The sequence below is a fragment of the Vibrio sp. SCSIO 43009 genome, from assembly GCF_023716525.1.
Lineage (GTDB): Bacteria > Pseudomonadota > Gammaproteobacteria > Enterobacterales > Vibrionaceae > Vibrio > Vibrio alginolyticus.
Genome location: NZ_CP071842.1, coordinates 62989 through 75763, shown reverse-complemented (window position 1 = coordinate 75763; position 12775 = coordinate 62989). Strand labels below are relative to the sequence as shown.

The following is a 12775-nucleotide window of genomic DNA, read 5'->3' as shown; positions in this document are numbered from 1 at the left end:
CAATGTTCTTTCATTGAGTCCATCAAAACCCCTTGGGTGTTGTATGGTTAAGCCTCACGGGCAATTAGTACAGGTTAGCTCAACGCCTCACAACGCTTACACACCCTGCCTATCAACGTCGTAGTCTACGACAACCCTTTAGGATACTTAAAGTATCAGGGAGAACTCATCTCAAGGCTCGCTTCCCGCTTAGATGCTTTCAGCGGTTATCGATCCCGAACTTAGCTACCGGGCAATGCGTCTGGCGACACAACCCGAACACCAGAGGTTCGTCCACTCCGGTCCTCTCGTACTAGGAGCAGCCCCTTTCAATTCTCCAACGCCCACGGCAGATAGGGACCGAACTGTCTCACGACGTTCTAAACCCAGCTCGCGTACCACTTTAAATGGCGAACAGCCATACCCTTGGGACCGACTTCAGCCCCAGGATGTGATGAGCCGACATCGAGGTGCCAAACACCGCCGTCGATATGAACTCTTGGGCGGTATCAGCCTGTTATCCCCGGAGTACCTTTTATCCGTTGAGCGATGGCCCTTCCATTCAGAACCACCGGATCACTATGACCTGCTTTCGCACCTGCTCGAATTGTCATTCTCGCAGTCAAGCGGGCTTATGCCATTGCACTAACCTCACGATGTCCAACCGTGATTAGCCCACCTTCGTGCTCCTCCGTTACGCTTTGGGAGGAGACCGCCCCAGTCAAACTACCCACCAGGCACTGTCCGCAACCCCGATAAGGGGTCGACGTTAGAACATCAACACTACAAGGGTGGTATTTCAAGGACGGCTCCACGCAATCTAGCGACTGCGCTTCAAAGCCTCCCACCTATCCTACACATGTAGGGTCAATGTTCAGTGCCAAGCTGTAGTAAAGGTTCACGGGGTCTTTCCGTCTAGCCGCGGGTACACTGCATCTTCACAGCGATTTCAATTTCACTGAGTCTCGGGTGGAGACAGCGTGGCCATCATTACGCCATTCGTGCAGGTCGGAACTTACCCGACAAGGAATTTCGCTACCTTAGGACCGTTATAGTTACGGCCGCCGTTTACCGGGGCTTCGATCAAGAGCTTCGACCGAAGTCTAACCCCATCAATTAACCTTCCGGCACCGGGCAGGCGTCACACCGTATACGTCATCTTGCGATTTTGCACAGTGCTGTGTTTTTAATAAACAGTTGCAGCCACCTGGTATCTGCGACTCTCAATAGCTCCATCCGCGAGGGACTTCACCGTCGAGAGCGTACCTTCTCCCGAAGTTACGGTACCATTTTGCCTAGTTCCTTCACCCGAGTTCTCTCAAGCGCCTTGGTATTCTCTACCCGACCACCTGTGTCGGTTTGGGGTACGATTCCTTACAATCTGAAGCTTAGAGGCTTTTCCTGGAAGCATGGCATCAATGACTTCACATCCGTAGATGCTCGACGTCGTGTCTCAGCCTTAAGAGAAACCGGATTTACCTAATTTCTCAGCCTACGCACTTGAACCTGGACAACCGTCGCCAGGCCCACCTAGCCTTCTCCGTCCCCCCATCGCAATTGTAAGAAGTACGGGAATATTAACCCGTTTCCCATCGACTACGCCTTTCGGCCTCGCCTTAGGGGTCGACTTACCCTGCCCCGATTAACGTTGGACAGGAACCCTTGGTCTTCCGGCGAGGAGGTTTTTCACCCCCTTTATCGTTACTCATGTCAGCATTCGCACTTCTGATACGTCCAGCATGCGTTACCACACACCTTCAACCGCTTACAGAACGCTCCCCTACCCAATATACAAAAAGTATATTGCCGCAGCTTCGGTTTACTACTTAGCCCCGTTACATCTTCCGCGCAGGCCGACTCGACCAGTGAGCTATTACGCTTTCTTTAAATGATGGCTGCTTCTAAGCCAACATCCTGGCTGTCTGAGCCTTCCCACATCGTTTCCCACTTAGTAGTAATTTGGGACCTTAGCTGGCGGTCTGGGTTGTTTCCCTCTCCACGACGGACGTTAGCACCCGCCGTGTGTCTCCCGGATAGTACTTACTGGTATTCGGAGTTTGCAAAGGGTTGGTAAGTCGGGATGACCCCCTAGCCTTAACAGTGCTCTACCCCCAGTAGTATTCGTCCGAGGCGCTACCTAAATAGCTTTCGGGGAGAACCAGCTATCTCCAGGTTTGATTGGCCTTTCACCCCTAGCCACAAGTCATCCGCTAATTTTTCAACATTAGTCGGTTCGGTCCTCCAGTTGATGTTACTCAACCTTCAACCTGCCCATGGCTAGATCACCTGGTTTCGGGTCTATATCCAGAGACTGAACGCCCAGTTAAGACTCGGTTTCCCTACGGCTCCCCTAGATGGTTAACCTTGCCACTGAATATAAGTCGCTGACCCATTATACAAAAGGTACGCAGTCACAGGACAAGCCTGCTCCTACTGCTTGTACGTACACGGTTTCAGGTTCTATTTCACTCCCCTCACAGGGGTTCTTTTCGCCTTTCCCTCACGGTACTGGTTCACTATCGGTCAGTCAGTAGTATTTAGCCTTGGAGGATGGTCCCCCCATATTCAGACAGGATATCACGTGTCCCGCCCTACTCGATTTCACTGAACACACGTCGTCAACTACGGGACTATCACCCTGTATCGTCGGCCTTTCCAGGCTGTTCGTCTAACGCGTGTAAAGCTTAAGGGCTAGTCCAATTTCGCTCGCCGCTACTTTCGGAATCTCGGTTGATTTCTTTTCCTCGGGGTACTTAGATGTTTCAGTTCCCCCGGTTCGCCCTGTTGAGCTATGTATTCACTCAACAGTAATACCTTATGGTATTGGGTTTCCCCATTCGGAAATCCCAGACTCAAATGGTTTTTACTACCTAATCTGGGCTTATCGCAAGTTAATACGTCCTTCATCGCCTCTGACTGCCAAGGCATCCACCGTGTACGCTTAGTCACTTAACCATACAACCCGAAGGAGTTTCGAGTTGATGTTCAAATCACCAAAGTTGTCTCTCATTATTTGATACATGAGCGAGAGACATTCGATTTTGCCGGACTCAATTTCGAATAATCACTTAAAAGTGATATTCCCAAGAACACTTGAATGTGTTTTTTGGTGTTTATCTTTCGATAAACATTGAGAACTTTACAAACAACAATAAATTGTTGTTTTGTCAGCTTTCCAAATTGTTAAAGAGCTAGATTTTCTGATGAAAACCATTTTTAAAGATTCTTTTTCAAGAACACTTAAAGATGGTGGAGCTATGCGGGATCGAACCGCAGACCTCCTGCGTGCAAGGCAGGCGCTCTCCCAGCTGAGCTATAGCCCCATCAAGGTGTCGATACTGTCGCCAATTCCTTGGGAAAGAAATTGGTGGGTCTGAGTGGACTCGAACCACCGACCTCTCGCTTATCAGGCGAACGCTCTAACCACCTGAGCTACAGACCCAGTATCGTCTCTTTACTTCATAAACCGTATCAATCTGTGTGAACACTCATCGCAATAATCATCGTTTAAGGAGGTGATCCAGCGCCAGGTTCCCCTAGCGCTACCTTGTTACGACTTCACCCCAGTCATGAACCACAAAGTGGTAAGCGTCCCCCCGAAGGTTAAACTACCTACTTCTTTTGCAGCCCACTCCCATGGTGTGACGGGCGGTGTGTACAAGGCCCGGGAACGTATTCACCGTGGCATTCTGATCCACGATTACTAGCGATTCCGACTTCATGGAGTCGAGTTGCAGACTCCAATCCGGACTACGACGCACTTTTTGGGATTCGCTCACTTTCGCAAGTTGGCCGCCCTCTGTATGCGCCATTGTAGCACGTGTGTAGCCCTACTCGTAAGGGCCATGATGACTTGACGTCGTCCCCACCTTCCTCCGGTTTATCACCGGCAGTCTCCCTGGAGTTCCCGACATTACTCGCTGGCAAACAAGGATAAGGGTTGCGCTCGTTGCGGGACTTAACCCAACATTTCACAACACGAGCTGACGACAGCCATGCAGCACCTGTCTCAGAGTTCCCGAAGGCACCAATCCATCTCTGGAAAGTTCTCTGGATGTCAAGAGTAGGTAAGGTTCTTCGCGTTGCATCGAATTAAACCACATGCTCCACCGCTTGTGCGGGCCCCCGTCAATTCATTTGAGTTTTAATCTTGCGACCGTACTCCCCAGGCGGTCTACTTAACGCGTTAGCTCCGAAAGCCACGGCTCAAGGCCACAACCTCCAAGTAGACATCGTTTACGGCGTGGACTACCAGGGTATCTAATCCTGTTTGCTCCCCACGCTTTCGCATCTGAGTGTCAGTATCTGTCCAGGGGGCCGCCTTCGCCACCGGTATTCCTTCAGATCTCTACGCATTTCACCGCTACACCTGAAATTCTACCCCCCTCTACAGTACTCTAGTCTGCCAGTTTCAAATGCTATTCCGAGGTTGAGCCCCGGGCTTTCACATCTGACTTAACAAACCACCTGCATGCGCTTTACGCCCAGTAATTCCGATTAACGCTCGCACCCTCCGTATTACCGCGGCTGCTGGCACGGAGTTAGCCGGTGCTTCTTCTGTCGCTAACGTCAAATAATGCAGCTATTAACTACACTACCTTCCTCACGACTGAAAGTGCTTTACAACCCGAAGGCCTTCTTCACACACGCGGCATGGCTGCATCAGGCTTGCGCCCATTGTGCAATATTCCCCACTGCTGCCTCCCGTAGGAGTCTGGACCGTGTCTCAGTTCCAGTGTGGCTGATCATCCTCTCAGACCAGCTAGGGATCGTCGCCTTGGTGAGCCCTTACCTCACCAACTAGCTAATCCCACCTAGGCATATCCTGACGCGAGAGGCCCGAAGGTCCCCCTCTTTGGCCCGTAGGCATCATGCGGTATTAGCCATCGTTTCCAATGGTTATCCCCCACATCAGGGCAATTTCCTAGGCATTACTCACCCGTCCGCCGCTCGACGCCGTTATCGTCCCCCGAAGGTTCAGATAACTCGTTTCCGCTCGACTTGCATGTGTTAGGCCTGCCGCCAGCGTTCAATCTGAGCCATGATCAAACTCTTCAATTTAAGATTTTGTTCGGCTCAATGAATACTGAACATTACATAAAGTAATGCTTGAATTGACTGTGCTGAATCCGAAGATTCAATGGTCACTTCGTTTCATTGAAACCTAATTTGAAGCCGAAGCTTCTAATTGGATTATCATCAACGAGTGCCCACACAGATTGATAGGTCTATATTGTTAAAGAGCTTGCTTTGCGAGAAGTTTTTCTCTCAAAGCGGAGGTGCATTCTAACGAGATAATTGAGAGTGTCAAACACTTTTTTTCAATTTTATTTTTCGTAGAAGCTTTCACCTCTCCGACCCTGCTGAAGCCTTATCGCGTCTGCCGTGTCGGTGGATGCGCATTATAGGGAACTCAGATCCGTTCGCAACCCTTTTTTGAAAAAAAATGGAAAAAAATGACTGTTCGATGACTATTTCATCAAAAAAGCAAAAAAGAGGGTAAAAAACCCTCTTTTTCTGCCTTAAAAGCCGTATTTAAATGAATGCGTACGCGTCTGCGAACATACGTTCGCTCTTCGCTTTCTTGTTCTGAGTGAACTGTTCACGTGCTGCGCCAGCCATTTCAAAACGACCTGCAATATAGATATCGTAGTTTTCTAAGCTTTCGAAATCTTCAGCTACAGCTTGTAGCACGTTACCAACTTTACCTTGCCAGTCTGCAGGAGCTTCTTCTACTACTGGCACAAAATGAACATTGGCAAACTTGTCGGCAATCTCGACCAGTTCGTCTTTAGCATAAAGCTGGCAGTTATCGCGCGCCCCCCAATATAAATAGATAGGATTGGTTTTATTCTGCGCTACGCAATGATCCAGAATCGAACGTACGTAACTAAAACCTGTACCACCAGCGATCAATAACAGCGGGCGTTCACTATCTTCTTGAACCCAAGCATCGCCATGTGGCGCATCAATTTCAATCTGACCATCAGTTTCAAGCGCCGCTTGCATTGCTTCGACAACTTCTTGTGCATAAGCGTTGTGTTCCGCCGCACCGATGTGCAGTTCAAGTTCACCTTCATGACGACAAGGGCTGCTTGCGATAGAGAAAGGACGTTTGTCTTTTTCACCCATCACCACCATTAGGTACTGACCCGCTTTAAAAGGCACTGGTGATTCTGGATGAAGAAGGATTTGGTAAGTATTACAAGCTAACGGCTGAATAGACTTTACTTTACATTGGATGGTCATGGTGTTCCTCTCGCTTACTCGTCAAAAGTAAGCACTAAATTACTTTCTGTATAGGCTTGGCAAGGGAATATCCAACCTTGCTGTTGCTCTTTTTCGGTTAGCATCGGTTCGAGGTGATAGCTCACCTCGCCCGTTAGCTTTTTACACATGCACATGGCGCAAGCGCCAACTTGGCAACGGTGCGGGAAGCGAATATTGTTGTTGAGCGCAGCTTCCAACACCGTCTCCCCTTCTTTTACTTGGAACGTAACGTCCATTGGTAGAAGGTGGACTTGATGACTCATAGAATACCTAACTGGTCCCAAATCTCATCAACTTTAGCCACAAGTTTAGGATCTTTTTTGATAGGCGTACCCCACTCGCGCGTGACTTCAGATTCGAACTTGTTGGTCGCATCCAGTCCTAATTGGGATGAACTCTCAGTCTTACCAAGCACTTGAATCGTGTCTCTATCTGGGTCCATTCGAGTTGTCACCGCCCAAATGATGTCATTCCAATCTCGTGCATTAACGTCATCGTCGCACAAAATGATGAATTTGTTATCCGTGTACTGAGCAAAGAAGCCCCATAGATGTTCCATCAATTCTTGGGATTGACCAGCTTGGTCTTTCTTCATAGTCACGACAGCAAATTGGTTGTTTGCTGTAACTGGAAGATAGACGTCAACAATCTCAGGGCGTTGCTGTTTCAACTCATTTAGTTCTGCTTCGGTAATCGCTTTGCTGTCTCGCTCAGTGACCTCGGTTCGCGTCGCCAGCTCGGCATCCCATTTAATGGTCGCATCCAAGCCCATTTTGGAGCCAAGCCCAACCACTGGTGAAGCAAAGTCGAGCGAGTCGATTGGCGTGTTATCTATCATCAAGGTATCACGTACAGGATCCATATGCTCTGACATGGCTTTCACGACATCATTCCAATCTCGTGCGTTTACCGATTCATCGCACACAATAACAAACTTGGTATACATGAATTGACGTAAGAAAGACCACACGCCCATCATTACGCGCTTGGCATGTCCTGGGTACTGCTTCTTCATGGTGACGACGGCCATTCGGTACGAACAACCTTCTGGCGGAAGATAGAAGTCTTCAATCTCTGGGAATTGCTTTTGCAGAATAGGCACAAACACTTCGTTTAATGCCACACCCAATACAGCTGGTTCATCTGGCGGACGACCTGTGTAGGTGCTGTGATAAATAGGGTCTTTACGCATAGTAATGTGCGTAATAGTAAATACGTGGTGCTTTTCTTTTTCGTTATAGTAGCCAGTGTGGTCACCGTAAGGACCTTCATCAGCAAACTCGTTCGGGTCGATATAGCCTTCCATCACGATTTCCGCGCTCGCTGGCACTTCCAAATCGTTGCTGACTGACTTCACGACTTCCGTTTTGCTTCCACGTAGCAAACCTGCAAATGCGTATTCCGATAGCGTATCTGGCACTGGTGTTACTGCGCCAAGAATGGTTGCTGGGTCTGCACCGAACGCGACCGAAACTGGGAAAGGTTTACCTGGGTTGGTTTCCATCCAATCGCGCAGATCAAGCGCACCACCACGATGGGCTAACCAACGCATGATGATTTTGTTCTTGGCAATTTTCTGCTGACGGTAAATGCCTAGGTTCTGACGTTTCTTATTTGGACCTTTGGTTACGGTTAAGCCCCAAGTAAGCAGCGGCGCTACATCTTCTGCCCAGCAGCTCATTACCGGAATTTTATCCAAGTCGACTTCATCACCTTGCCAAACAATGTCTTGGCATGGTGCTTTACGTAAACGCTTAGCCGGCATGTTCAATACTTGTTTGAACACAGGCAGTTTTTCTAAAGCGTCTTTGAAGCCTTTTGGTGGCTCAGGTTCTTTTAAATAAGCCAGCAGCTTACCGACTTCTCTTAATTCTTTAACGTCTTCACGTCCCATGCCAATTGCGACACGCTCTGGTGTACCAAACAGGTTAGTCAAAACAGGTACGTCGTAGCCGATTGGGTTCTCAAACAACAGCGCAGGTCCACCAGCACGCAAGGTGCGGTCGCTGATTTCTGTCATTTCATAAGCGGGATCGACAGGGTGAGTGATGCGTTTAAGTCGACCTTTCTGTTCTAGGTGGTCGATAAATTCGCGTAAATCCTTAAAACTCATAGGCCTTCATGCTGGCTGATTAAACTGTCCGCAGTATAACAAATAGGAGGACGCTAAGATCCTCCTATTTTGTGTGGGTATGTGAGCAAGATTACTTTAATACTTGTTCAATCTGCCGAGTCTTTATCTGATGGTTCGAAGATACTAACTCTTCCAACCAGGTTTGATGCCCTTGTTGAGCAAGCTCTCGAGCAACCATGGTTGCTTCTTCTGATAACGCCATTTTTCTAACTAGAAACTGCTTTACTTGCGGAGATAGAGGGTTAGATTTTGTAAGTAGACTAATAGCTTCTGGCTTGAGTGATGGGTTAACTGTGGCATTCATCAATTGCTGAATGGAAAAAACGTCTCCAACCGCAGCTAAACGCTCAAGTTCGGACTGGCTGTTGTAATCGGCTTTCATCCGCCAGAGTAAGTTGTACACTTCCTCATCCTGACTAACTTGTGCCAACCTGACTATCACGGCCGTCGAGGGTAACCAACTGGTCACATTTGCTTTGGTTAACTGGGCCGTTAATGCAGCAAGCGCGTTGGGTGATAAACTGTCTAACTCTCGAATCAAAAGCGCTTCACGCGCTTGAGCTTGTTGAGATGGCCCTGTAAGCCATTGCTTTAAGTTAAGCTCTCTTCGTTCAGCTTGTAAGACAAAGTCCAAGGTACTTTGGTCTTGTTTCCAACGCTTAATCAAGCGACTCGCAATAACGGGAAAGTTAAAAGCGGGTACACTAAATTCATACCCATCACCTCGCTCTAACACTTGATAAGTCGGGGTCATACGGATCTGGGACTCAACAAACAGAGCCATTCGAGGCGTGAGAATCACATCTTGCTTTTCAAGCTTTTCCAATAATTGAAAGCGCACCACCTCTTGTTGAGGCAAAGCAAGTCGATCAAGGGCAAATTTAAGCGAGTCGACTTCATCTCTGACAGCGTAATCAAGCAGTTCAGAGACTTTAGCCTGTATTTGAGTATCCTGAAGCCACTGCTCTACTACAGACTCATGCATTTCCTTGGCAGATAATGTCGCAGGTAGAGTGATAAGTGACAAGCTCAGGAGTAATGACGACAACATTCCTTGTTGCATGTTAACCTCCCGATAACATTTCCTTCATTCTGATACTTCTATCGGGAGAAAGCAATAAAAAAGCCACCGATATACGGTGGCTTTTCGCAGAATGACTTATCTGAGACTATTGACGACGCATCGCATCGAAGAACTCATCGTTGGTCTTCGTCATCGCTAGCTTATCGATTAGGAATTCCATTGCGTCGATTTCGCCCATTGGGTGAACGATCTTACGCAGAATCCACATCTTCTGTAGTTCGTCAGTCTTCGTCAGTAGCTCTTCACGACGTGTACCTGAGCGGTTGAAGTCAATCGCAGGGAATACACGCTTCTCAGCAATCTTACGGTTCAAGTGCAGTTCCATGTTACCTGTACCCTTGAACTCTTCGTAGATAACTTCATCCATTTTAGAACCAGTATCTACTAGTGCCGTTGCGATGATAGTTAGGCTGCCGCCTTCTTCTACGTTACGTGCAGCACCGAAGAAACGCTTAGGACGATGTAATGCGTTTGCATCCACACCACCTGTTAGTACTTTACCTGATGAAGGCACTACGGTGTTGTAAGCACGAGCTAGGCGAGTGATAGAGTCAAGCAAGATAACCACGTCTTTCTTATGTTCAACAAGACGTTTTGCCTTCTCGATTACCATTTCCGCTACTTGTACGTGACGAGATGCTGGCTCATCGAAAGTCGACGCAACCACTTCACCTTTAACTAGGCGCTGCATCTCAGTTACTTCTTCTGGACGTTCGTCGATAAGAAGAACCATCAACTCACACTCTGGGTGGTTGTACGCGATGCTTTGCGCGATGTTTTGCAGAAGCATTGTTTTACCCGCTTTAGGCGGAGCAACAATCAGACCACGTTGACCTTTACCGATTGGCGATGCCAAGTCTAAAACACGTGCTGTAATGTCTTCTGTTGAACCGTTACCACGCTCCATAACCATGCGCTCATTCGCATGTAGAGGGGTAAGGTTTTCAAATAGGATCTTGTTACGGGCGTTGTCTGGTTTATCGTCGTTAACGGTATTGACTTTTAGAAGGGCAAAGTAACGTTCACCGTCTTTTGGTGGACGAATTTTGCCAGCGATAGAGTCACCAGTACGTAGGTTAAAGCGACGAATCTGACTTGGTGATACGTAGATATCGTCCGGACCCGCAAGGTATGAACTATCTGCACTGCGTAGGAAACCAAAGCCGTCTTGCAGAATTTCCAGAACCCCATCGCCAAAGATGTCTTCGCCGCCTTTAGCGTGCGCTTTTAAAATCGCGAAGATGATGTCTTGTTTTCTTAAGCGAGCTAGGTTCTCTAATCCTAAGCTTTCGCCCAGTTTTACAAGGTCAGACACAGGTCTGTTCTTCAGTTCGGTAAGGTTCATGGTGGTGGATTCTTGTTTAGTCAAAATAAGATCTGTTTTCTAGTTAAGATGGATTTGGTCTCAGGATCGACCAAGAAGAGAAATTTGTTCAATTAACGCGCGATAAGTTAGCACTAATTAGTATTCTAGTCCAGAGTTAGAAAAACAAAACCGTGCATTGTAACTTTGCACGGTTTTATCTGTAATCACTTGGTGATTATAAGTTTGCGTCTAGGAACTCTTTTAGTTGAGTTTTAGACAGAGCACCTACTTTCGTTGCCGCTACGTTACCATCTTTAAATAGTAATAGCGTTGGAATGCCGCGAATACCAAACTTAGGTGGTGTACCTGCGTTATGGTCGATGTTTAGTTTACCGATAGTGAGTTTGCCTTCGTACTCGTCTGCGATTTCGTCCAAAATAGGAGCGATCATTTTACAAGGACCACACCATTCTGCCCAAAAATCCACTAGAACCGGGCCTGCAGCGTTGATTACATCGTTTTCAAAACCGTCATCAGTTAGCTGCAAAATCTTATCACTCATCTTCCACTCCAATGTGTTTTTCGAAACTGGTTGGATGATAACCAGTAATTAGATGCCCTATTGGAATGTATTTACTTTCGTATTGCAAGCTTTAGCTGATATTCTATAGCCATGAAAAAGACGCATATCACAGAGCAAAAGTTCGCCGATTTGGGCTTAAAGCCCCAAGTTATTGAAGGATTGGACAAAAAAGGGTTCGAATTTTGTACCCCTATCCAAGCCTTGGCGTTGCCGGTCCTGCTCACCGGCCAAGACATCGCAGGCCAGGCCCAAACGGGTACTGGTAAAACGCTCGCGTTTCTTACTGCTACGTTCAACCACCTTCTGACGACTCCGGAACATGAAGGTCGTAAGCCTACACAGCCACGCGCAATTATTATGGCGCCTACACGTGAGCTCGCTATTCAGATTTACAATGATGCAGAATCATTAACTGAAAGCACAGGTCTAAAAACCGCTCTAGCTTACGGTGGTGAAAGCTACGACAAGCAACTTGCGAAACTGCAAGACGGCGTAGATATTCTGATCGGAACAACAGGCCGTATCATCGATTTCTACAAACAGCGCGTATTTAACCTCAACAACATTCAAGCTGTTGTTCTGGACGAAGCCGACCGCATGTTCGATCTTGGCTTTATTAAAGACATTCGCTTCTTGTTCCGTCGTATGCCTGAGCCAAAAGAGCGTTTGAACATGCTGTTCTCAGCAACGCTGTCTTACCGCGTTCAAGAACTGGCATTCGAACACATGAATACTCCTGAGCATGTCGTTGTCGAACCAGAACAAAAAACTGGCCACCGTATCCAGGAAGAGCTTTTCTATCCTTCGAATGAAGACAAAATGGCGCTGCTTCAAACACTAATTGAAGAAGAGTGGCCAGATCGCGCTATCATTTTTGCCAATACCAAGCATAAGTGTGAATCGGTTTGGGGTCATTTGGCTGCCGATGGACATCGTGTAGGCCTTCTTACTGGCGATGTACCGCAGAAGAAGCGTGAGAAGATTCTTGAGCAATTCACCAAAGGTGATGTCGACATCTTAGTTGCAACTGACGTTGCAGCGCGTGGCCTGCATATTCCTCAGGTAACGCACGTTTTCAACTACGACCTTCCTGACGACTGTGAAGATTATGTTCACCGTATTGGCCGTACTGGTCGCGCTGGTGCGAGCGGTCATTCGATCAGTTTTGCTTGTGAAGAGTACGCGGTTAACCTACCAGCAATCGAAGAATACATTGAGCACACAATCCCAGTTTCAGAGTACGATTCGTCGGCACTGATTCAAGATCTACCGGCTCCGATTCGTATGCGTGCACCACGCAACCAACAGCGCCGCACGAATACTGGCGGTACCCGCTCTGGTTCTGGTAACCGTAAGCCGCAGGGACGTCGTCCACGCCAACCGCGTCAATCGGCACCAAAACAATCGTAATAGGAAACT

Annotated in this window: 7 protein-coding genes, 2 tRNA genes and 2 rRNA genes; 1 reads left to right on the top strand and 10 read right to left on the bottom strand. The window is 47.8% G+C overall.

Going from position 1 to position 12775, the window contains the following annotated elements; genetic code table 11:
• Positions 1 to 43 precede the first annotated feature (43 nt).
• The 10 genes from J4N43_RS00335 to trxA all read right to left on the bottom strand — a co-directional run bounded on the left by J4N43_RS00335 (position 44) and on the right by trxA (position 11335).
• Positions 44 to 2934: ribosomal RNA gene (locus tag J4N43_RS00335) — 23S ribosomal RNA — on the bottom strand.
• Between the two features lie 292 nt (positions 2935 to 3226).
• A tRNA-Ala gene (locus J4N43_RS00330) sits at positions 3227 to 3302 on the bottom strand.
• 42 nt (positions 3303 to 3344) lie between these two features.
• A tRNA-Ile gene (locus J4N43_RS00325) sits at positions 3345 to 3421 on the bottom strand.
• 66 nt (positions 3422 to 3487) lie between these two features.
• Positions 3488 to 5040, bottom strand: a 16S ribosomal RNA gene (locus tag J4N43_RS00320).
• Together the 16S and 23S rRNA genes with 2 tRNA genes alongside form the textbook arrangement of a ribosomal RNA operon.
• Before the next feature lie 474 nt (positions 5041 to 5514).
• Positions 5515 to 6228, bottom strand: coding sequence for an NAD(P)H-flavin reductase (gene fre, locus J4N43_RS00315; protein ID WP_033907312.1), 714 nt, complete (start codon positions 6226 to 6228; stop codon positions 5515 to 5517).
• A gap of 14 nt (positions 6229 to 6242) precedes the next feature.
• Positions 6243 to 6512, bottom strand: a complete 270-nt coding sequence (locus J4N43_RS00310) for a 2Fe-2S iron-sulfur cluster-binding protein (RefSeq protein WP_009696789.1) — start codon at positions 6510 to 6512, stop codon at positions 6243 to 6245.
• On the bottom strand, positions 6509 to 8362 hold the full coding sequence (gene ubiD, locus J4N43_RS00305) for a 4-hydroxy-3-polyprenylbenzoate decarboxylase (protein WP_005378755.1): 1854 nt from the start codon (positions 8360 to 8362) through the stop codon (positions 6509 to 6511). The genes J4N43_RS00310 and ubiD overlap by 4 nt, the downstream gene beginning before the upstream one ends.
• A gap of 91 nt (positions 8363 to 8453) precedes the next feature.
• A complete protein-coding gene (locus J4N43_RS00300; protein WP_017821790.1) occupies positions 8454 to 9446 on the bottom strand; it encodes a hypothetical protein in 993 nt (330 codons plus the stop codon).
• A gap of 106 nt (positions 9447 to 9552) precedes the next feature.
• Positions 9553 to 10812: a transcription termination factor Rho gene (gene rho, locus J4N43_RS00295; protein WP_005378757.1), complete on the bottom strand. Its 1260-nt coding sequence runs from the start codon at positions 10810 to 10812 to the stop codon at positions 9553 to 9555.
• 196 nt (positions 10813 to 11008) lie between these two features.
• Positions 11009 to 11335: a thioredoxin TrxA gene (trxA, locus tag J4N43_RS00290; protein WP_004745500.1), complete on the bottom strand. Its 327-nt coding sequence runs from the start codon at positions 11333 to 11335 to the stop codon at positions 11009 to 11011.
• Positions 11336 to 11446: 111 nt separating this feature from the next.
• On the opposite strand from trxA, the gene rhlB reads away from it, so the two are divergent.
• Positions 11447 to 12766 (top strand): ATP-dependent RNA helicase RhlB, encoded by a 1320-nt coding sequence (rhlB, locus tag J4N43_RS00285; RefSeq protein WP_005378764.1) that lies wholly within the window; start codon positions 11447 to 11449, stop codon positions 12764 to 12766.
• The last annotated feature ends 9 nt before the right edge of the window (positions 12767 to 12775 follow it).